We start from the raw sequence: 19,746 nt of genomic DNA, 5'->3' as shown, positions 1-19,746 counted from the left end.
GGTCGCGCAGTTCCCCGCGCCCCTTTTTGTCGGCTACGCCTCCAAAAATCGCTCCAGGGCCTCCACCACGAAACGGTGGTCCTGGAGTTGGGGCAGGCCGGAGACCGTCACCGACCCGATCACTCCCACGTTCTCCACGGTGATCGGGAAGGAGCCGCCGTGGGCCGCGAACTCGTCCGGGTCCAGGCGGGAGGACTCCTCGAACGTCGTGCCCTTCGCCCGGAAGCGGGCTCCCACCAGGTAGGACGCGGAGCCGTAGCGCTCCACCACCCGGCGCTTGCGGACGATCCACGCGTCGTTGTCGGGGGTCGAGCCGGGCAGGGCCGCGTGGAAGAGCTGCTGGCCGGCGCGGTGGATGTCGATGGCCACCGGGGCCTGCCGCTCCCGTGCCATCTCCACCAGCAGGGAGCCGAGGGCCCACGCGTCGTCGTAGGTGAACTGCCGGAAGACCAGGAGACGTTCCTGCTTCTCCAGCTCCTCCACCGACGGGGTGAGTTCGGGGGTGGACCGGGGAGTGATCTGCGGGTGGTGCATCAGAGGGTCACCGTCACCTTGTCTCGGGCCGAGCGGCGGGCTGCTTCCAGTACGTCCAGGGCGGCGGCCGCCTCCAGCGCGGTCACCGGGTTGGGGCCTTCGCCCCGCAGCGCCCCGGCCACCGCCGCGTAGTACGCGGGGTAGTCGCCGGGGAGGGTGGGAACGGCACGGCCGGCGCCGGTCACCGGGGACTCCCCGGCGCCGAGCCTGCCGTAGAGGGACTCCGGCTCGGCGCCCCATCCGGGACCCGGGCGCTCGCCCTCGCGCAGCGCCGCCTCCTGCGGGTCCAGGCCGTACTTGACGTAACCCGCCTTCGAGCCCAGCACCCGGAAGCGCGGGCCGAGCTGGGCCGCCGTCGCCGAGGCATAGAGGTGGGAGCGGACGCCGCTCGCGTGGGTGACGGCGATGAAGGTGTCGTCGTCCGTCTCGGCACCGTCCCGGCGGATGACCGACTCGGCGTACACCTCGGTGGCCGGGCCGAAGAGGACCAGGGCCTGGTCGACGACATGGCTGCCGAGGTCGTAGAGGAGACCTCCGATCTCTGCCGGGTCGCCGGACTCGCGCCAGCCGCCCTTGGGCTGCGGGCGCCAGCGCTCGAAGCGGGACTCGAAGCGCCAGGGGTCGCCGAGCTCGCCCTGCTCGAGGAGGCTGCGCAGGGTGAGGAAGTCGTTGTCCCAGCGGCGGTTCTGGAAGACCGAGAGCAGCAGGCCGCGCTCCTCGGCCAGGGCGGCCAGCTCGCGCGCCTCGGCCGCGGTGCCGGCCACCGGCTTGTCGACCACGACCGGCAGGCCCGCCTTGAGCGCGGTCGTCGCCAGCGGGACATGCGTCTTGTTCGGGGAGGCGATGACGACCAGGTCGAGGTCGCCGGACCGGTCGAACAGCTCGTCGGGGCCGGCGGCCGTTCGGACCTCGGGGAACTCGGCCTTCGCCTGCGCCTGCCGCTCGGGGTTCGAGGTGACCACCGTGTCCAGGGCGAGGCCCTCGGTGGCGGCGATCAGGGGGGCGTGGAAGACGGATCCGGCGAGGCCGTAGCCGATGAGGCCGACGCGGAGGGGAGTGGCAGCTGTCATGCCTCCCACTTTGGCAACGCTGTTGCTAAAGCGCAAGCGGTGGGGAGAATGGGTGGCGTGAACAGGACGAGGAGCGGACGACCGGGTGCGGCCGGAGCGAACCTGCCGGCCATGCGCAGTCACAACGCCGCGCTGGTGCTGGATCTGCTGCGCACGGCGGGGGAGGACGGCATCAGCCGGCTCGAACTGGCCGAGCGCACCGGGCTCACCCCGCAGGCGGTCAGCAAGATCACCGCCCGGCTGCGCGAGGAGGGCCTCGCGGCGGAGGCCGGACGGCGCGCGTCCACGGGGGGCAAGCCGGCCACCGTACTGCGGCTGGTGCCGGAGGCCGGGCACGGGGTCGGGCTGCAGCTCGACCGGGACGAACTGCGTGCCGTACTGGTCGACCTCGACGGCACGGTCGTCGGCGCCCGGCACGGCGAGCTGGACCTGGGAGCGGGGGCGGCGGCCGTGCTGGGGGCCGCCGCGGAGCTGGTCGGCGAGCTGCGCGAGGAGGCGCCCGGAGAGGTCCTCGGGGTCGGCGTGGCGGCGCCCGGGCCGCTCGACCACATCCACGGTGTGCTGCACCGGGTCACCGGGTTCCCCGAGTGGGACGGTTTCCCGCTGCGGGACGCGCTCGCGGAGCGGCTCGGGGTGCCGGTCGTCGTCGACAAGGACAGCAACGCGGCCGCCCTCGGACTCGCCGTCGGCGGCGAGGGCGGCTCCTTCGCCTACCTGCACCTCGGTACGGGGCTCGGCGCCGGACTGGTGATCGGCGGCAGCGTGCACCGGGGCACGCGGACCGGGGCGGGGGAGTTCGGGCACCAGGTCATCCAGCTGGACGGACCCCTGTGCCACTGCGGCAACCGGGGCTGCATCGAGGCGCTCTGCCTGGCGGCGGTGGGCCGCGCGGACCCGGCGGAGGCGGCGCGGGTGCTGGGCGCCGGGGCCGCGAACCTGGCCGCGCTGCTCGACATCGACCTCGTGCTGCTCGGCGGCCGTACGGTCGCGGCCGCCCCGGAGACCTTCGTCCGCGGCGTCGCCGCCGTCCTCGACGCCCGCGCCCGCCGGGAGGGCAGCCTCGGCACGACCGTCCCCGTCCGGCTCGCCCCCGGCAGTGACCGGCGGGTCGCGGAGGGCGCGGCCCAGCTGCTGCTCGCCCCGCTGTTCGGCCGCGCGGACGGCTGACGGCAGGGGGCGGCGGACAGCGGGCAGCGGGCGGGGAGGCGGAGCGCAGGGGGCTGATCGAGCGGAGTTGGCGTGCCCTCGCGGAGTGGCACCGGTCCGGTCCCGGCGGTGCCCGGCATGATCACATGATCATGCGACTGAGCACGTCCCTGTCCCTCTGCGTGGCCGCAGCCGCCGTTCTCACCCCGGTGCCGTCGGCGACCGCCGCGCCCCTGTCGTCGTCGGAGACCACCGCCCCCGCCGGCGGCTCCTGCGCGGGCGCCGACGAGCAGGGCTTCCCCCTCGCTACCCGTATCCACGGCGGCCCCTCGTCCTACGAGGCCGGCGGCGGTTACGGCACCTGGTACCTGGACCTCACCAACACCACCGACCGCACCTGCACCGACGTCCACCCGGTCGTCGTCCTCGTCGACGACAAACGGGCCCTCAAGCCGTCCCAGGCCGAGCTGGAGTTCTACGACGGCCCGCGCACCCGCCCGGTCCCGCTGACGGAGACCGACGAGTCCGAGCTGGTCGGCGTGTTCGACGGGAACGACTTCCCGGGGCTCACCGTGGCACCCGGGGCGACCGTCTCGGTGAAGGTCAGACTCGCCGTCGCCTCCGACGCCGTACCGAACGCGGTCACGGCCAACGCGGCCGTCGTGCAGCGGCGGGGGTCGGACGGCGACTGGGTGGGGGAGTCGGACGACTACCGCTTCGGCATCGGCGGCGAGCCGCCGCCCGCGAGCGCCGCCCCCGCCGTCCCCTCCATCGGCGCGGAGGTCGGCCCGGGGACCTCCCCGGGAACCTCCGCGGGAACCGACCCGGACGCCAGCCCCGGCACCAGCCCCAGCCCCGACGCCAGCCCTGGGGCGACCCCCGAGGTCACCCCTGAGGGCACCCCCACCGCCTCCCCGGGGGGCGCCCTGCCCTTCGCCGAAGCGGCCGAGGAGGCCGGAGAACGCGCCCGCGAGCTGGCCGGCACCGGCCTCGGCCTGGCCCACGGGCTGCTCGCGGCCGCCGTCGCCCTGCTCGCCGTCGGGGGCAGCGTGTTCCTGCTGGCCCGCAGACGGCGGTGAGCGGCGTCGTCCCACGACCCTGCCTGACGACCCCCGCCCGACGACCCCCGCCCGACGACGAAGGCGCAGTCTGCGAACATCCCTGCGTGGACTACCCGAACGACCAGGCCCCCGGCGCCCCCGTCCGCTCCGGCATCCCGGAGCACGGCCGCATCCCGAAGTACTACGCGGTGAAGGCGCGGATCGATGATCTCGTCGGCGATCTGGGGGAGGGCAACGTCATCCCCACCGAGCGCGACCTGTCGGAGGAGTACGGCGTCGCCCGCGAGACCGTCCGGCAGGCGCTGCGCGAGCTGGTGCTGGAGGGCAAGCTGCGCCGGCAGGGCCGCGGCACGGTCGTCGCCGGGCCCAAGCTGGCGCAGCCGCTCTCCCTCGCCAGCTACACCGAAGGCGTACGGCGTCAGGGGCGCACCCCCGGCCGTAGCCTGGTCACCCTCGACCGCTTCCCCTGCCCGGCCGCCCTCGCCGACGAGACCGGCCTCGAACGCGGCGAGCCCGTCTGGCACCTGGAGCGCGTGCTGCTCGCCGACGACGAGCGGGTCGGCCTGGAGAGCACCTATGTCGCCGTGGCCCGGGTCCCGCACCTCGACACCGACTTCCACCCCGACTCCTCCTTCTACGGCTATCTGCACGAGAAGGGCATCGCCTTCGGGGACGCCGACGAACGCATCGAGACCGTGCTGGCCACCCCGCGCGAGGCCCTCCTCATCGGCACCCCGCCGGCCCTGCCGATGCTGCTGATCCACCGGGTGTCACGGGACACCGGGGGACGGCCGCTGGAGCGGGTGCGGTCGCTGTACCGGGGGGACCGGTTCTCGTTCACGGCCCATCTGCGCGGCTGAAAAACACCGATTTCGCCCCCTTTCAAGTATCACGAAAAGATAACGGGTCTAGCCCAAACGTGATGACCAGTTCACGCTCTCGTTGTCAGCCGGTCCATTCCGGTTCCCCAGTCGCGAGGAGCGTGGCGGTCGTGAGAGTGACAGTCGTCGGAGCAGGCGTGGTGGGCACCATGCACGCCTGGCAAGCAGTGGAACGCGGCCACGAGGTCGTGCAGATCGAGCGCGAGGCCGAGGCCCGCGGTGCCTCGCTGCGCAACTTCGGGCAGATCTGGGTGAGCGGGCGCGCGGGCGGAGAGGAGCTCGAAACCGCCCTGCGGGCCCGGGAGCTGTGGGAGGAGATCGGCGGCCGGGTGCCCGCGCTCGGCTTCCGCGCCAACGGGTCGCTGACCCCGGTGCGCGGCGCGTACGAACTCGCCGTCGCCGAGGCCGCCGTGGCCCGCGCGGACGCGGCCGCCCGTGGCCACAAGCTGCTCACGCCCGCCGAGGCCCGCGCCCTGAACCCCGCCCTGCGCGGTGACTTCGACGCCGCCCTCTACTGCGAGCGGGACGCGGCCGTCGAGCCCCGCACCGCCCAGCTCGCCCTCCGCGCCGAGCTGCTGAAGTCCCCGAACTACACCTTCCTGCCGGGCCGCGAGGTCCGCGAGGTGACCGGCCCCGGGACGGTCCGCGACGACCACGGCGACGTCCACCACGCCGACGCCGTCGTCCTGTGCACCGGCGCCTGGCTCGGCGGCCTGGTCCGCGAGCTGGCCGGACCCGACCTGCCCGTGCGCCGCGTCCGGCTCCAGATGATGCAGACCGACCCGCTCGGCGAACCCCTCCCCACCTCGGTCGCCGACGCCGACAGCTTCCGCTACTACCCGGCGTACGCCTCCCCGGCCCTGGACGCCCTCAACGCCGGCCGGCCGCAGCCGGAGACGGCGGCCGTGCACCGTATGCAGCTGCTCATGGTGCAGCGCGCCGACGGCGGGCTGACCATCGGCGACACCCACGAGTACGAGCACCCCTTCGCCTTCGACACCGTCGAGGAGCCCTACGAGCACCTCACCGGCGTCGTCGAGTCCCTCCTCGGCCGGCCGCTGCCGCGCATCCGGCACCGCTGGGCCGGGGTGTACGCGCAGTGCACCGACACCACCCGGGTGGTGCACCGGCAGGAGCTGGCCGACGGGGTGTGGCTGGTCACCGGGCCCGGCGGGCGCGGCATGACCTGCTCGCCCGCGATAGCCGAGACGACCGCGAACGAACTGGGCTGGTGAGAGAGATGACCGACATGGCTGAGATGACTCCAGACATCCGACTCGTCGTGCTGGACATGGCCGGTACGACCGTCGCGGACGGCGGGCTCGTCGAGCAGGCGTTCACGGCGGCCGCCCGCCATCTGGGCGCCGACCCCGACCTCATGATCGACTACGTCCGCGCCACCATGGGCGAGTCCAAGATCTCCGTCTTCCGGCACCTGTTCGGGGAGGAGACCAAGGCCCAGGAGGCCAACCGGGCCTTCGAGGCGGCCTACGCCGAACTCGTCGACGGCGGCAGGGTGCACGCCCTGCCCGGCGCCCGCGAGACCATCGAGAAGCTCCGGGCGGACGGCCGTACCGTCGTCCTCACCACCGGGTTCGCCCGCGCCACCCAGGACGCGATCCTCGCCGCCCTCGGCTGGCAGGACCTGGTGCCGCTCACCCTGTGCCCCGCCGATGCCGGGGGCCGCGGGCGGCCGTACCCCGACATGGTCCTCACCGCGCTGCTGCGCACGGCCGCCGCGGACGACGTCCGCCAGGTCGCCGTCGTCGGCGACACCTCCTACGACATGCTCACCGGCGTCCGCGCCGGCGCGGGCCTGGTCGCCGGGGTGCTGACCGGCGCGCACGACGCGGACGCGCTGCGGGCGGCCGGCGCGACCCATGTCCTGGACTCGGTCGCGGACCTGCCGGGAGTGCTCGGATGACCAGCGGCATCCGCTTCGACTCGGTGAGCGTCACCTACGACGGGAACGTCGACAGTTTCGCCCTCGAATCCCTCGACCTCACCGTCGCACCCGGCGAGGTGATGGCCCTGCTCGGGCCGTCCGGCTCCGGCAAGACCACCGCGCTGCGGGCGGTCGCCGGGTTCGTACGGCCCGTCTCCGGGCGGGTGTTCCTCGGCGACCGGGACGTCACCGACCTGCCGCCGTACCGGCGGGGGATCGGGATGGTCGTGCAGCAGTACGCGCTGTTCCCGCACCTGCGGGTCGCCGACAACGTGGCCTTCGGGCTCAAGGCCCGCAGGACGCCCAAGGGCGAGGTCCGCGAACGGGTCGCCGAGGCGCTGGAGATGACCGGGATGGCGGCGTACGCGCGCCGCTATCCGCGGGAGCTGTCCGGCGGGCAGCAGCAGCGGGTCGCCATCGCGCGGGCGCTGGCCATCCGGCCGGAGGTGCTGCTCCTTGACGAGCCGCTGTCGGCGCTCGACGCGCAGCTCCGCTCCGGGATGCTCGCCGAACTGGCCCGGCTGCACCGGGAGTTGCCCGACGTGTCGATCCTCTACGTCACCCATGACCAGGTCGAGGCGCTCACCCTCGCCGACCGGATCGCCGTGATGGACCGGGCGAGACTGCGGGCGTGCGGGACGCCGACCGAGCTGTACCGGGCGCCTGCCGACGAGTTCACGGCGTCCTTCGTCGGCGGGGCGAACCTGCTGCCGGTGACCGTGGGGACCGGGGGAGTGGACTTCGCGGGGGTCGCGGTGAAGGTCGAGACGGGGGGTGCGGTTGCCGGGGCGCGGGCCACGTTGTGTGTGCGGCCGCATCTGGTGGGGCTGGGGCAGGGGCCCAATCAGCTTGTGGGTGTCGTAAAGGAGATCCAGTGGCGGGGGGCCACGCATCGCTTGTACGTCGAGGTGGGTGGACATGCGGTGATGGCTGATCTGCGGGAGTTGCGGGATCCGCCGGGGTTCGGGGACGAAGTGGCGTTGCACTTCGCGCCGGAGGATGCGGTGTTGCTGCCGGCGGGGGTTGGCCGTGACTGAGGTTGTGCGTCGGCCGCGGGCCGGTGGGGGCTGGTCGCGCAGTTCCCCGCGCCCCTTTGGGGCGCGGTTGCTGTGGACGTTGCCCCCAATAGCTCTCCTCGCTCTCTTTTTCCTTTATCCACTCGCCCTCGTCGTTCAGCAGTCCGTGCAGCCGGACACGGGCGGTACCTCCTTCCAGGCGTACGCCGATGTGTTCGCCTCCGAGTCGTTCCGTAACGCCCTGTGGACCACCGTCTGGATCGCCGTCTCCTCCACCGTCGGGTGCATGGTCCTCGGGTTCCTGCTCGCGCTGATCATCGCCTTCGTTCCCTTCCCCGGTGCCAGAGCCGTCGCCCGCTTCATCGACGTCTATCTCTCCTTCCCCTCCTTCCTCATCACCCTCGCCCTGCTCTTCATCTACGGCACGACCGGGATCATCGGGTCCTTCCAGTTCCTGACCACCCCCTGGGGGGTGCTGCTGGCCGAGGTCACCTACTTCACGCCGTTCGTGATGCGGCCGCTGCTCGCCGCGTTCTCGCAGCTCGACACCGCGCAGCTGGAGGCGGCGTCGAGTCTGGGGGCGCGGGCGCCGCGGATCGTGCGGCAGGTGATCCTTCCCGAGGCGGTGCCCGCGCTCGCGGCCGGCGGGAGCCTGGTGCTGGTGCTGTGTCTCAACGAGTTCGGGATCGTGCTGTTCACCGGCGCCAAGGGGGTCACCACCCTCCCGATGCTCGTCTACAGCAAGGCGATCCTGGAGTCCGACTACCCGGGCGCCTGTGTCGTCGCCGTCGTCAACGTCCTGATCTCCGTGGGTCTCTACGGCCTCTACCGGGTGGTGAGCCGTCGTGCTGGTGCATAGCCGCAAGGCCAAGTGGGCGGTGTGGGCGGTGTTCCTCGTCCTCTTCCTGCCGCTCTTCGCCCTCCCTCTGCTCGTCGTCCTCGGCGCCTCCTTCGCCACCCACTGGTCCGGCGCCCTGCCCTCGGGGCTGACCACCGGCAACTTCCGTTCCGCCACCCGCGGTGACGCCCTCCAGGCGCTCACCACCAGCCTCGTCACCGCCGTCACCGCGAGCCTGCTCGCGCTCGCCGTCGGCACCTGGGCCGCGCTCGCCGCCCATGCCCTCGGCAGGCGCCGCAAGGCCCTGGTCGACGCCCTGTTCGTGCTGCCGGTCGCCGTGCCGTCGGTGGTGGTCGGGCTGGCCCTCCTGGTGGCCTTCTCCAAGCCGCCGATGCTGCTCAACGGCACCCGGTGGATCGTCATCCTCGCCCACACCGTGCTGGTGACCGCCTTCGCCTACCAGTCGGTGTCGGCCGCCATCACCCGTCTCGACCCGGCGTACGAACAGGCCGCCGCCTCCCTCGGCGCCCGGCCGGCCTATGTGCTCTGGCGGGTGCGGCTGCCCCTGCTGCTGCCTTCCCTGACCGCCGCCGCGGGCCTCTGCTTCGCCCTGTCCATGGGCGAGCTGAGCGCCACGATGATGCTCTATCCGCCCGACTGGACCCCGCTTCCCGTCCTGATCTACTCGGCCACCGACCGCGGCGCCCTGTTCGCCGGCTCCGCCCTCGCGGTGGTCCTCATGGCGGCGACCCTGATCGCCCTGTTCGCCGTCTCCCGCGTCCGCAACCGAGCTTCGTACCGCTGATCGCACTGATCCAGAACCCTTACCGACGCAAGGAGTTAGCCTCGCCATGCCCAGAAACACGCTCAAGATCGCCGTAGCCGTCTCCCTCCTCGCCACCCCGCTGCTCTCCGCCTGCGGCGGCTCCTCGGCCGCCGCCGACGAGAAGGTCGTCACCGTCTACAGCGCCGACGGACTCAAGGGCGAGAACAACGACGGCTGGTACGACAAGGTCTTCGCCGACTTCCAGAAGCAGACCGGCATCAAGGTCGAGTACGTCGAGGGCGGCTCCGGCGAGGTGGTGCAGCGCGCCCTGCGGGAGAAGAGCAACACGCAGGCCGACGTCCTGGTCACCCTCCCGCCCTTCGTCCAGCAGGCCGACAGCAAGGGCCTCCTGCAGAAGTACCAGCCGAAGGACTCGGAGCAGGTCGGCGGCGCCGACAAGGCCGCCGACGGCACCTGGACCTCCGTCGTCAACAACTACTTCGGCTTCGTCTACAACAAGAAGGAGCTGAAGCAGGCCCCGACCACCTGGGAGGAGCTGCTCGACGGCAAGTACAAGAACAAGCTCCAGTACTCCACGCCCGGTGTCGCCGGCGACGGAACCGCCGTACTGATCAAGGCGATCCACGACTTCGGCGGGCAGAAGCAGGCGCTGGAGTACCTCGGCAAGCTCCAGGCCAACAACGTCGGCCCGTCCGCCTCCACCGGCAAGCTCGCCCCCAAGGTCGACAAGGGCGAACTGCTCGTCGCCAACGGCGACGTCCAGATGAACTACGCCCAGTCCAAGACCATGCCCAACCTCGGCATCTGGTTCCCGGCCGCCCAGGGCGGCAAGCCCACCACCTTCGCGCTGCCCTACGCGGCCGGACTGCTCACGGGCGCCCCGCACACCGAGAACGGCAAGAAGCTCCTCGACTTCATGCTCGCGCGCAAGCAGCAGCAGGAGGTCAGCTCGGTCGGCGGCGGCTTCAGCGCCCGTACCGACGTCAAGGCCGTCGACGCCAACGCCATCGCGCTGACCAAGCTGATGGACGGCGTCGACGTCTTCTCGCCGGACTGGAACGACATCGACAAGAACCTCACGTCGTACGTCGACGCCTGGAAGTCCGCCACCGGCAGCTGAGCCGCCCGGACCGAGGCGACGGACGGGGTCGCGTTCAGGTAGTCCTGACTAGGCTGGGGGCGTCGGTACGCCGTGGTTCCGGCGCCCCCAGCTCACGCATGACCGCATGCACGCCATCCGCACGCCAGGAGAGCACCACATGGCAGACCGCAAGCCCATCGAGTCATGGCTCACCGACATGGACGGGGTTCTCATCCACGAGGGCGTCCCGATCCCCGGAGCGGACGCCTTCCTGAAGAAGCTGCGGGACTCCGAGAAGCCGTTCCTGGTCCTCACCAACAACTCCATCTACACCGCCCGTGACCTGCACGCACGGCTGCGCCGGATGGGCCTGGACGTGCCGGTGGACAACATCTGGACCTCGGCCCTGGCCACCGCCCAGTTCCTGGACGACCAGCGGCCCGGCGGCAGCGCCTACGTCATCGGCGAGGCCGGCCTGACCACCGCGCTGCACGACATCGGGTACATCCTCACCGACCACGAACCCGACTTCGTGATCCTCGGCGAGACCCGCACCTACTCCTTCGAGGCGCTCACCAAGGCCGTGCGCCTGATCAACGACGGCGCCCGGTTCATCGCCACCAACCCCGACAACGTCGGCCCGTCCGTCGAGGGCGACCTGCCCGCGACCGGCTCGGTCGCCGCGCTGATCACCGCCGCGACCGGCAAGGAGCCGTACTTCGTCGGCAAGCCCAACCCGCTGATGATGCGGGCGGGGCTGAACGCGATCGGCGGCCACTCGGAGACCTCCGCGATGATCGGCGACCGGATGGACACCGACGTCCTCGCGGGCCTGGAGGCCGGGATGCGCACCTTCCTGGTGCTGTCCGGCGTCACCCAGCCGGACGACGTCGACCGCTACCCGTTCCGTCCCTCCCAGGTCGTGGACTCGATCGCGGACCTCGTCGACCGGATCTGAACCGCCTCCGACCGGCCGGGCACCAAACCTGATCTCACTCGTACGGAGCAACAAGGCGCCCCCAGAGGATGCGGGGGCGCCGGGTGCGGGGGAGCCTCCAGATATCTGGAGGTTCACGATGGGCTCATTTCGCCTCACTCTCTGTACCGGACTGCTGGCCTGCGCCGCCGGCCTCTCCCCGGCGGCCGCCCACGCGGCGGACGGCCAGGGAGTCACCGTGACCCCGGCCTCCCCGGCCCCGGGCTCGGTCGTCGCGCTGCGGGTGAGCGGCTGCTCCGGTACGACCGGCGCCGCCTCCTCGGCGGCCTTCGTCTCGGACGCCCGTGTCAGCGGCTACGACGGCACCCTGACCGGCGAGGGCCAGGTCCGCTCCACGATCGGCGCCGGCACCTACGACGTGAAGGTCACCTGCGCCGGCGCCGTCGTCAGCGGCAGCGTCACCGTCGTAGGACAGTCGCCGCTCGCGCAGTCGGGGGCCGGGCAGCCGGACGGATCCGGCGTCCTGCCCGCCACGCCGGCCGCGCCCGTACACGCGGGCGGCGGCGGCACCGCCCCACTCGCCTCGGTCGAGCCCCGCTCGACCGGTCCCGACACCGCGCAGGCGGTCACCGGTCTGGTCCTCGCCGGATTCGCCGCGGCCGCCGTCGGGCTGCTGGGCGCCCGGCGGAGCCGCGGCTCACGCTGAGGAGACAGCACGACGATGTCCGACGACGAAACCGAACGACCCGCCGGCACCGGGCGGCTGCTGACCGGCTTGGCCTGGGCGATCCTGCTGCTCGGGCTGTGGCTGTGGGGCCGCGGGGTGACCGAGGTACCCGACGGCATATCCGGCCCCACCACGGGTGACGTGGCCGCCGTCGGCCGCCCCGTAGGCGCCGAACTCCCGCCCGCCGCCAAGCCGTTGGGCTCGGCCCCGCCCGAGCGCATCGACATCCCGGATCTGGGCGTGCAGGCCCCCGTGGTCGCCCGCGGCCTCGACGGCAAGGGCGGGATCGACCCACCGCCCTTCGACCAGCCCGGCGTGGTCGGCTGGTACGGCTCCGGGACCGAACCGGGAGCCGCCGGCACCGCGATCCTGGTCGGGCACGTCGACACCGAGACCCGACCCGCTGTCTTCTACAAGATCAGCGCCCTGGTCCCCGGCGAGACGATCCGCGTGGTCCGCACCGACGGCACGGTCGCCGAGTTCACCATCGACGACGTACAGGTCCTGCCCCGCGACGACTTCGACGCCCAACAGGCCTACGGAACCCGCGAGTCGGGCCGCGCCGAACTCCGGCTGATCACCTGCGGCGGCACCTTCGACCGGACCACCGACAGCTACACGGCGAACGTGGTCGTCTCCGCGTACCTCACCGGAACCGCCGTATAGAAGCCGTACCGGACTCACCTGGCCCGGTCGACGGTCCGCTCCCCTGAGACCGCCGGCCGGGCCGGTCCTCGACCGCGCGCGCCCGGGCTGCGGGAGTAACCCGGGGGCGGGCACGGGAGGCTGGGAAGGCACGGCCGGGGGCCGGGCCGCCCGCAAGCGACTCTAGAGGGGAACCCGCGCCCGGGCCTAGGTTCGCGCTCGCCCGGCCTCCTCCTCGCCGTCAACCCGGGCTGTAACAGCTCACCGACAAGACCGGGCGATCTCGTGGTGAGTGCGGTAGGTATGTCACGATTGAGGCCTGGCCAAGTGCACCCAGGGGGGAATTGGATGTACGACAGCAGGGGGGCCCGGCCGCCGGCCTGGACGTGGGCACTGGGAGCGGCACTGCTGCTCGCCGGCTGCTCCTCGGGCGGGGGCGGCGACGACCGGCCGGACACCGCGGATCCGGGCGCGGCGATCACCCAACAGCCCAAGGGGGCCGACCCGTTCTGGGTGAACCCCGACTCCAACGCGGCCCGCCAGGTGAAGACCTACGCGAAGGCCGGCAAGGACACCGACGCCGAGCAGATCCGCAAGATAGCGCAACAGCCGACCGGCGAGTGGATCGGCCCGGAGAACCCGGAGCAGGAGGCCCGCGGTTTCACCGAGGCCGCGCAGAAGTCCGACCGTACGGCCCTGCTGGTCCTCTACAACATCCCGCACCGCGACTGCGGCCAGTACAGCCAGGGCGGCGCGGCCGACGGCGACGCGTACCGGGCGTGGATCGACGGGGTCGCCCGGGGCATCCAGGACCGCCCCGCCACGGTGATCCTGGAACCGGACGCCGTCCTGCACCTCGTCGACGGCTGCACCCAGGACCGGTTCGCCGAGGAACGCTACGACCTGCTGCGCGACGCGATCACCAAGCTCAGGTCCCTGAAGAACACGAAGGTCTACCTGGACGCCGGGAACGCCGGCTGGGGCCACCCCGACCAGATCTACCAGCCCCTCCGCCAGGCGGGCATCACCGAGGCGGACGGCTTCGCGGTCAACGTCTCCAACTTCTACTCCACCGAGGACTCCATCACCTACGGCAAGCAGCTCTCCCAGAAGGTGGACAACAAGCACTTCGTCATCGACACCAGCAGAAACGGCAACGGCCCCTACGCGGGGGGCGACCCGGACGAACGCTGGTGCAACCCACCGGGCCGGGCCCTGGGGGAGACGCCGACGAAGAAGACGGCGGACGCCCTGGTGGACGCCTACCTGTGGGTCAAACGCCCGGGAGAATCAGACGGCACGTGCAAGGGCGGCCCGCAGGCAGGAAATTGGTGGCCGACCTACGCTCTGAAACTTGCCCAGGGTTCAGAAACCTAGGGGCGCGGGGAACTGCGCGACCAGCCACGGTGCTCCCGCACCCAAAAGAATCACGTGCGGGAGCGCCACGGCGGAAAAAGCTACGGCACCTTCACCCACCGAGCCTCACTCGGCGTCCCCTGATCGTCGTCCACGAACACCATGTACCACCCCGACGGCACCAGGTTCCGGTTCTTCGGTACCGTCACCGTGATCCGGTTCCCGGACGTCCTGAAGTCCAGCGCGATCGAGCGCTGATCCACATCGGTCACATGCGTGGTCGCACTCGGCCGGATCAACCGCACCTTCTTGATGGTCGAAGCGTGCTGGGACGTGAACGTCCCCGACCCACCCCGGGCGATGGCCGCCGGCCCTCCGCTCAGGGACGGCCGGGAGTCCCGGTAGAGATACGGCGGTGTGTAGATCTCGATCCGCTGCTCGAAGACCCCCGGCTTGGTGTCCGCCTTGTCCGCGAACAGCGGGTTGGACCCGAAGAACATGACCCGGCCGTCCGGCAGCAGGATCGATCCGGAGTGGTAGTTCCGCCCCACCAGCGGATCGGCCACCCTCTTGAAGGAGTTGGTGGCGGTGTCGTAGATCCGCGCCTGCCTGATGTCGGAGTCGCCGCGGCCCCGGTAGTCCTCGGAGCCGCCCGACACCAGCACGCTGTCGTCCGGCAGTACCGAGATCTGCGGATACCGCGTCCCCTTCTCCAGGGAGGGCCCGTCCACGAACTTCGGCTCGGCGTCCTTGAGGTCGATGAGCCGTGTCTTGTTCGTCGACAGCTTGGACTCGCCGACCCCGCCGCCGCCGACCACCATGTATCTCTCGTCCTGCGCCGGAGGCAGCAGCACGGTCCCGGACGTCTCCAGTTTGTTCGGGTCGCTGAGCCCGGGCAGCTGGGTGAACCGGTTGGTGTCGACGTCCCAGATCCCGGGGTCACGGCCCACGTCGTCCGGCCCGTACCCGGCGTTGGAGCCCGAGTAGAAGAGCTTGCCGTTCTCCAGGAGGAACAACGCGGGGTACGTCGGGAACTGGCGCTTGTACTTGGTGTACGTCCAGGTCTTCGTCGCCGGGTCGAAGACCTCGTTCTTGCCCGGCACCAGCTGCCCGATGTCGTCGAGCCCGGAGACACTGAGGACCTTGCCGTCCGACAGCGTGGTGAGCGTCGGATACCAGCGGGCCTCGTTCATCGGGTCGACCTTGATGTACTTCTCGGCGACCGGATCGAACTCGTAGGTGTTCTTGATGCCTTCGAAGTCCCGCTTGTCCATGCCGAGTTTGTTGGCGATGCCGTAGGTGTTGCGGGCGTCGTCGCCGGTCAGTCCCTCGATGCTGTAGTTGTCCTGGGTGCCGGTCTCGTACTGGGTGCCCTCCTTCGGCGCCTCGACGACGACCCGCGCGTAACCGGGGTTGTTCCGCAGGAACTTGCCGGTCTTCTTGTCGAAGACCTTGGTCGCGCGCGGGATCAGCACCGAGTCGTCGGAGAGGAACGTCCTGCCGTTCCCCTTGCCGGTGAACCGGGTGCCCTTGGGCAGGGTCATCGGCTTGTCGGGGTTCTCGTTGTAGAGAATCATGACGCCGCCGGCCTTCTTGACGTCGCCCTTGAGCTTCTCGTACTGCTTGGTGCCGCCGGCGATCAGGATGTTGCCGTCGGCGAGCTGGGTGTGGCCGGTGCAGAACAGGTCGGCCGGGGTGGGCACCTTCTTGACGGTGCCCTTGACCGGGTCCCAGATCCGGCTGTCGTAGATCTTCGCGTCGAAGTTGTCCTGGTTGTTGCCCGAGCCCGCGACCAGCAGCACCTTTCCGGTGTGCAGGAGTACCGCGTGGATGGTGTCCTGGCGGTACTCCTTCGGGAACTCGATGACGTCCCAGTGGCCGTTCTCGGCCTTGTACTCGGGTCTGTTGATCTTGTACTGGTGGTATTGCTCGGTCCCGAAGCGGTACACCCACGGCCCGTTCATCCCGGCCAGGACGAGAACCACCGCCGTGCCGATCGCGAGACGACGAGCCCGGCGGCCGCCGGCACTGTCGTTCATCAGGTCTCCTTCGAGTTCGGTGTCATGGCGAACCGGCTCCCAGCCCAACTGGCGGCCGCTCACAAATTGGTGGGCTAGTGTGTGAGGCATGGGGACCACTCACGTGAAGCGGGCGTTCAAGTTCCGCTTCTATCCGACCGATGCGCAGGCAGCCGAGCTGTCGCGCACGTTCGGGTGCGTGCGGAAGGTTTACAACCTCGCGCTCGCGGCCCGTACGGAGGCGTGGATCCTGCGGCAGGAGCGTGTCAACTACAACGCGACCTCGGCGATGCTGACGGCATGGAAGAAGACGGAGGAACTCGCGTACCTCAACGATGTCTCCTCCGTCCCGCTCCAGCAGGCCCTGCGTCACCTTCAGACGGCGTTCGCAAACTTCTTCGCCAAGCGGGCGAAGTACCCACGGTTCAAGTCGCTGAAGAAGTCCCGCAAGTCCGCCGAGTACACCACCAGCGCCTTCCGTTTCCGCGACGGCAAGCTGACACTGGCGAAGATGACGGAACCGCTCGCCATCGTGTGGTCCCGTTCCCTGCCCGAGGGTGCCACGCCGTCCACGGTCACCGTGTCGCAGGACACGGCCGGCCGCTGGTACGTGTCCCTGCTGTGCGAAGACCCCAGCGTCACGCCGCTCCCGGCCAGCGGGAACGTGGTCGGCGTGGACGTCGGACTCGACCACCTGCTGACCCTGTCCACCGGGGAGAAGATCACTAATCCCCGGCATGAACGGCGCGATCGCGCCCGTCTCGCCAAGGCCCAGCGGGAACACGCCCGCAAGGTGAAGGGGTCGGCGAACCGGGAGAAGGCACGCCGGAAGGTGGCCCGTATCCACGCCCGCGTCGCCGACCGGCGACGGGACAACCTGCATAAGCTCACCACTCGGCTCGTTCGTGAGAACCAAACGATCGTGATCGAGGACCTCACCGTCCGTAACCTGCTCAGGAACGGCAGGCTCGCCCGTGCCATCAGTGACGCTGCGTGGAGCGAGTTCCGCGGGATGCTGGAGTACAAGGCAGCGTGGTACGGCCGTGAAGTGATCGCAGTCGACCGCTGGTTCCCGTCCTCCAAGCTGTGCTCGAACTGCGGGGCCTTGCAGGACAAGATGCCGCTGCACGTTCGTACCTGGACGTGTGAGTGCGGCATCACGCATGACCGCGACGGAAACGCCGCGAAGAACCTTCTGGCCGCCGGGCTGGCGGTGTCGGCCTGTGGAGCCGGTGTTAGACCTCAACGGAGTTCTCCGGGCGGGCAGTCGGCGACGAAGCAGGAACCCCTACGGCGCGAGCCGTAGGAATCCCTTCTTTCAAGAGGGGAGGAAGTCAATCCTTGTGTCCCCCCAGCCCGCCGAGCGCGATCCGCATGGTCTCCTCCGGGTTCCCGCCGCTGCCCGCGGGCGCCCAGCTGGGCCGTTGCTGCGGGGCGTGTGCCGCGCGGGTGTATCCGGGCGGTACCGCGTCCTCCGGCTCGGCGGCGACCGCGGGCGTCCTGCTCTCCTTGCGCAGCGTGTACTGCCAGGCGAGGATCGGGGCCGCCGTGATGAGCAGCGCCAGCGTCGCCCAGGTGAGCATCGCCGGGTGCGAGTGGCCGCCGACGAAGCCGGCGGCGAGCGAGCCGCCGAAGACCAGGATGAAGAACCAGTGGATCCGGAACGTGCCGAACAGCGTGTCCGGGCTGGCCGACTCGCCCTTGGGCGTGACCACGAACTTGCTCTTGCGGCGCAGCACGGCGTCCATGAGCGAGCGGGCGTAGATCGGCGCGGACAGCGCCGACATCATCATGCCGGCCACACCGCCGGAGCCCTCCGGTTCGTGCGGGGAGACGTTGTGCCGCCGGTTCCAGATGTACAGGCCGATCTGGAGCGCGGAGGCGTTGCCGTAGAGCATCAGCCACACGGTGGGGTCGATGTTCACACCCGAGGCGCCCAGGCCCAGGAACAGCGCGCAGCTCAGGGCCGCGAGGATCCAGTTGAGCGCGGACATCGGGTAGAAGATGATCATCATGGTGTAGTTGAAGAACTTGCCCGGCGGCAGCGAGAACAGGCCCTTCCAGTACTGCTTGAGGATGGTCTCGTAGGTGCCCCGGGACCAGCGCAGCTGCTGGGTGAAGAAGTCGGTCCAGGCGTTCGGGCCCTCGCCGACCGCGAGCACGTCCGGGGTGTACACCGAGCGCCACTTCCGCCCGGTGGCCGGATTCTTCGCCCGGTGGATCTCGAAGCCGGTCGCCATGTCCTCGGTGATCGAGTCGTACAGGCCGCCGATCTGTTTGATCGCCCTGATGCGTACGGCGTTGGACGTGCCGACGAACATCGGGCCGCCGTAGCGGTTGCCGGCGCGCTGGATCAGGGCGTGGAACAGGAACTGCTGGGACTCGGCGGCCTTGGTGATGGGGTTGTCGTAGTTGCCGTACACCTGCGGGCCGATGACGAAGCCGATGTCCGGGTCACGGAAGTAACCCAGCATCCGCTCCAGGTAGTTGGGCAGCGGGACGTGGTCGGTGTCGACGGAGGCGAAGAAGTCGTACTCGTCGCCGTGCGCCTCCAGCCAGGCGTTGTAGTTGCCGTGCTTGGTCTTGGCGCGGTGCGGGCCCTTGGGCCGGTTCCACTTCTCGACGCCCTTGCGGGTGAAGTGGTGCACGCCCAGGCGCGCGCAGACCTGCTTCACCTCCGGATCGTCGCCCTCGTCGAGCAGCCAGATGTGCAGCAGGCCGCGATGGCGCAGCCGGACCGCCGCCTCCAGGGTCCGGGTGACCATGTCCAGCGGTTCCTTGCCGGGCACGAACGTGGTGATGAACGCGACCCGGGTGCCGGTCTCCGGGACCACCGGGACCGGGTCGCGGGCCACCAGGGTGGCGTGCGCGTTGGACAGCACGTTCAGGCAGCGGAAGAACTCGATCAGGCCGATCGACACCAGCATCACGATGTCGAGGGCCGGCAGGAAGTCGTAGGCCGGGTAGTCGCGCTGGGTCCAGTGCGCGGGCTGCAGCAGCCAGGTCAGCAGCACCAGCGAGAGCAGCGGTGCCGCGCCCAGCATCAGGGCGGCGCGCAGGCGATGCGGTTCCTGGGAGAGCAGTGAGCGGTACTGCACCTTGTACGGTTTGCTCGGATCGGGCTGGGTGAGGGGGCCCGCGAGCCTGCTGTAGTGCTCGTAGTCGTATCTCGGGAGTGTCTTCTTGATCCGGCGCAGGGCGCCGGTGGTGCTTCGGTGTGCGGGTACGCGGAGCTGTGTGGTCTGTGACGGGTCGTATGTCTGTGACGGGTCGTGTTCCTGTTCCTGCCGGGCGCCCGTCGGCGTCGACGTCATGAGTCATCCCCCCACACGCGCAGATCGGCGCGTGTCTGTCGGTCCCACCGCCCGGTCGGATCCCCCTCGATCAGGCCGGGCGCGTCAATGGCGGGGCACGGTCGTTCCACAGATATGGACACGGACCGTGACCGTCCGGTTGCATGATGCCCCCCTCGGCATCGATTCATGACCGGGGCCCCTCACCCCGCAGATCTGGCAACCGGTTACCTACCCCCCAAGTGCCCCGAATCATCGGCACTTTGGACATCCAGGGTTCTACGGTGCGGAGCATGATCGCAAGAGCGAAACGCGGTGTTTACCGGTCATAGGTGTTCATTGTGGAACCTGTGGTGATTGTGTGGATCGACCGTGTCGGTAGTTGACATAAAGGGGCACATGGTGCCGAAG

At 70.5% G+C, this 19,746-nt stretch carries 18 protein-coding genes; 14 read left to right on the top strand and 4 right to left on the bottom strand.

What is annotated here, in order from left to right; all coding sequences use genetic code 11:
• Positions 1-33 precede the first annotated feature (33 nt).
• Positions 34-534 (bottom strand): heme-degrading domain-containing protein, encoded by a 501-nt coding sequence (locus ACFWXC_RS13275; RefSeq protein WP_384477685.1) that lies wholly within the window; start codon positions 532-534, stop codon positions 34-36.
• Positions 534-1,604 (bottom strand): Gfo/Idh/MocA family oxidoreductase, encoded by a 1,071-nt coding sequence (locus tag ACFWXC_RS13270; RefSeq protein WP_384477682.1) that lies wholly within the window; start codon positions 1,602-1,604, stop codon positions 534-536. Before ACFWXC_RS13270 ends, ACFWXC_RS13275 begins: the two co-directional genes overlap by 1 nt.
• A gap of 48 nt (positions 1,605-1,652) precedes the next feature.
• On the opposite strand from ACFWXC_RS13270, the gene ACFWXC_RS13265 reads away from it, so the two are divergent.
• The 13 genes from ACFWXC_RS13265 to ACFWXC_RS13205 all read left to right on the top strand — a co-directional run bounded on the left by ACFWXC_RS13265 (position 1,653) and on the right by ACFWXC_RS13205 (position 14,045).
• Positions 1,653-2,771: an ROK family protein gene (locus tag ACFWXC_RS13265; protein WP_384477679.1), complete on the top strand. Its 1,119-nt coding sequence runs from the start codon at positions 1,653-1,655 to the stop codon at positions 2,769-2,771.
• A gap of 125 nt (positions 2,772-2,896) precedes the next feature.
• A complete protein-coding gene (locus ACFWXC_RS13260) occupies positions 2,897-3,829 on the top strand; it encodes a hypothetical protein (RefSeq protein WP_384477676.1) in 933 nt (310 codons plus the stop codon).
• 86 nt (positions 3,830-3,915) lie between these two features.
• Positions 3,916-4,671 carry a GntR family transcriptional regulator gene (locus tag ACFWXC_RS13255; protein WP_384477672.1) on the top strand — a complete coding sequence of 252 codons (756 nt, stop codon included), beginning with the start codon at positions 3,916-3,918 and terminating at the stop codon, positions 4,669-4,671.
• 170 nt (positions 4,672-4,841) lie between these two features.
• Positions 4,842-5,927 carry a TIGR03364 family FAD-dependent oxidoreductase gene (locus ACFWXC_RS13250; RefSeq protein ID WP_384477905.1) on the top strand — a complete coding sequence of 362 codons (1,086 nt, stop codon included), beginning with the start codon at positions 4,842-4,844 and terminating at the stop codon, positions 5,925-5,927.
• Positions 5,928-5,932: 5 nt separating this feature from the next.
• Complete coding sequence (locus ACFWXC_RS13245; protein ID WP_384477669.1) at positions 5,933-6,616, top strand: phosphonatase-like hydrolase; 684 nt, start codon at positions 5,933-5,935, stop codon at positions 6,614-6,616.
• The gene (locus ACFWXC_RS13240) at positions 6,613-7,674 is read left to right on the top strand and encodes an ABC transporter ATP-binding protein (RefSeq protein WP_384477666.1); all 1,062 of its coding nucleotides are present in this window, start codon (positions 6,613-6,615) and stop codon (positions 7,672-7,674) included. The genes ACFWXC_RS13245 and ACFWXC_RS13240 overlap by 4 nt, the downstream gene beginning before the upstream one ends.
• Complete coding sequence (locus tag ACFWXC_RS13235) at positions 7,637-8,512, top strand: 2-aminoethylphosphonate ABC transporter permease subunit (protein ID WP_384477663.1); 876 nt, start codon at positions 7,637-7,639, stop codon at positions 8,510-8,512. The genes ACFWXC_RS13240 and ACFWXC_RS13235 overlap by 38 nt, the downstream gene beginning before the upstream one ends.
• Positions 8,499-9,296: an ABC transporter permease gene (locus ACFWXC_RS13230; RefSeq protein WP_384477660.1), complete on the top strand. Its 798-nt coding sequence runs from the start codon at positions 8,499-8,501 to the stop codon at positions 9,294-9,296. The genes ACFWXC_RS13235 and ACFWXC_RS13230 overlap by 14 nt, the downstream gene beginning before the upstream one ends.
• 46 nt (positions 9,297-9,342) lie before the next feature.
• Complete coding sequence (locus ACFWXC_RS13225) at positions 9,343-10,398, top strand: 2-aminoethylphosphonate ABC transporter substrate-binding protein (RefSeq protein WP_384477657.1); 1,056 nt, start codon at positions 9,343-9,345, stop codon at positions 10,396-10,398.
• A gap of 139 nt (positions 10,399-10,537) precedes the next feature.
• Positions 10,538-11,317: an HAD-IIA family hydrolase gene (locus ACFWXC_RS13220; RefSeq protein WP_351745215.1), complete on the top strand. Its 780-nt coding sequence runs from the start codon at positions 10,538-10,540 to the stop codon at positions 11,315-11,317.
• 118 nt (positions 11,318-11,435) lie between these two features.
• Positions 11,436-12,002 (top strand): hypothetical protein, encoded by a 567-nt coding sequence (locus ACFWXC_RS13215; RefSeq protein ID WP_384477654.1) that lies wholly within the window; start codon positions 11,436-11,438, stop codon positions 12,000-12,002.
• A gap of 15 nt (positions 12,003-12,017) precedes the next feature.
• Positions 12,018-12,689 (top strand): class F sortase, encoded by a 672-nt coding sequence (locus ACFWXC_RS13210; RefSeq protein ID WP_384477651.1) that lies wholly within the window; start codon positions 12,018-12,020, stop codon positions 12,687-12,689.
• Between the two features lie 327 nt (positions 12,690-13,016).
• Complete coding sequence (locus ACFWXC_RS13205; RefSeq protein ID WP_384477648.1) at positions 13,017-14,045, top strand: glycoside hydrolase family 6 protein; 1,029 nt, start codon at positions 13,017-13,019, stop codon at positions 14,043-14,045.
• Between the two features lie 80 nt (positions 14,046-14,125).
• Here ACFWXC_RS13205 and ACFWXC_RS13200 read toward each other — a convergent pair whose 3' ends face one another.
• A complete protein-coding gene (locus ACFWXC_RS13200; protein WP_384477645.1) occupies positions 14,126-16,063 on the bottom strand; it encodes a galactose oxidase-like domain-containing protein in 1,938 nt (645 codons plus the stop codon).
• An 88-nt stretch (positions 16,064-16,151) separates the two neighbouring features.
• On the opposite strand from ACFWXC_RS13200, the gene ACFWXC_RS13195 reads away from it, so the two are divergent.
• Positions 16,152-17,348, top strand: coding sequence for an RNA-guided endonuclease InsQ/TnpB family protein (locus ACFWXC_RS13195; RefSeq protein WP_384477642.1), 1,197 nt, complete (start codon positions 16,152-16,154; stop codon positions 17,346-17,348).
• A gap of 28 nt (positions 17,349-17,376) precedes the next feature.
• Here the strand turns inward: ACFWXC_RS13195 and ACFWXC_RS13190 are convergent, their stop codons facing one another.
• The gene (locus ACFWXC_RS13190) at positions 17,377-19,356 is read right to left on the bottom strand and encodes a glycosyltransferase family 2 protein (RefSeq protein WP_384477639.1); all 1,980 of its coding nucleotides are present in this window, start codon (positions 19,354-19,356) and stop codon (positions 17,377-17,379) included.
• Positions 19,357-19,746: the final 390 nt, after the last annotated feature.

Origin of the sequence: Streptomyces sp. NPDC058683 (assembly GCF_042716195.1) — a bacterium.
GTDB lineage: Bacteria > Actinomycetota > Actinomycetes > Streptomycetales > Streptomycetaceae > Streptomyces.
Note: the sequence above shows the minus strand (reverse complement) of the source record. Positions and strands in the feature narration are given on the sequence as shown.

Excerpts from the sequence above, each read along its gene's own strand:
- ACFWXC_RS13275 (WP_384477685.1), bottom strand. The coding sequence starts at position 534 with ATGCACCACCCGCAGATCACTCCCCGGTCCACCCCCGAACTCACCCCG.
- ACFWXC_RS13270 (WP_384477682.1), bottom strand. The coding sequence starts at position 1,604 with ATGACAGCTGCCACTCCCCTCCGCGTCGGCCTCATCGGCTACGGCCTC.
- ACFWXC_RS13265 (WP_384477679.1), top strand. The coding sequence starts at position 1,653 with ATGGGTGGCGTGAACAGGACGAGGAGCGGACGACCGGGTGCGGCCGGA.
- ACFWXC_RS13260 (WP_384477676.1), top strand. The coding sequence starts at position 2,897 with ATGATCATGCGACTGAGCACGTCCCTGTCCCTCTGCGTGGCCGCAGCC.
- ACFWXC_RS13250 (WP_384477905.1), top strand. The coding sequence starts at position 4,842 with ATGCACGCCTGGCAAGCAGTGGAACGCGGCCACGAGGTCGTGCAGATC.
- ACFWXC_RS13245 (WP_384477669.1), top strand. The coding sequence starts at position 5,933 with ATGACCGACATGGCTGAGATGACTCCAGACATCCGACTCGTCGTGCTG.
- ACFWXC_RS13240 (WP_384477666.1), top strand. The coding sequence starts at position 6,613 with ATGACCAGCGGCATCCGCTTCGACTCGGTGAGCGTCACCTACGACGGG.
- ACFWXC_RS13235 (WP_384477663.1), top strand. The coding sequence starts at position 7,637 with ATGCGGTGTTGCTGCCGGCGGGGGTTGGCCGTGACTGAGGTTGTGCGT.
- ACFWXC_RS13225 (WP_384477657.1), top strand. The coding sequence starts at position 9,343 with ATGCCCAGAAACACGCTCAAGATCGCCGTAGCCGTCTCCCTCCTCGCC.
- ACFWXC_RS13220 (WP_351745215.1), top strand. The coding sequence starts at position 10,538 with ATGGCAGACCGCAAGCCCATCGAGTCATGGCTCACCGACATGGACGGG.
- ACFWXC_RS13215 (WP_384477654.1), top strand. The coding sequence starts at position 11,436 with ATGGGCTCATTTCGCCTCACTCTCTGTACCGGACTGCTGGCCTGCGCC.
- ACFWXC_RS13210 (WP_384477651.1), top strand. The coding sequence starts at position 12,018 with ATGTCCGACGACGAAACCGAACGACCCGCCGGCACCGGGCGGCTGCTG.
- ACFWXC_RS13205 (WP_384477648.1), top strand. The coding sequence starts at position 13,017 with ATGTACGACAGCAGGGGGGCCCGGCCGCCGGCCTGGACGTGGGCACTG.
- ACFWXC_RS13200 (WP_384477645.1), bottom strand. The coding sequence starts at position 16,063 with ATGAACGACAGTGCCGGCGGCCGCCGGGCTCGTCGTCTCGCGATCGGC.
- ACFWXC_RS13195 (WP_384477642.1), top strand. The coding sequence starts at position 16,152 with ATGGGGACCACTCACGTGAAGCGGGCGTTCAAGTTCCGCTTCTATCCG.
- ACFWXC_RS13190 (WP_384477639.1), bottom strand. The coding sequence starts at position 19,356 with ATGACGTCGACGCCGACGGGCGCCCGGCAGGAACAGGAACACGACCCG.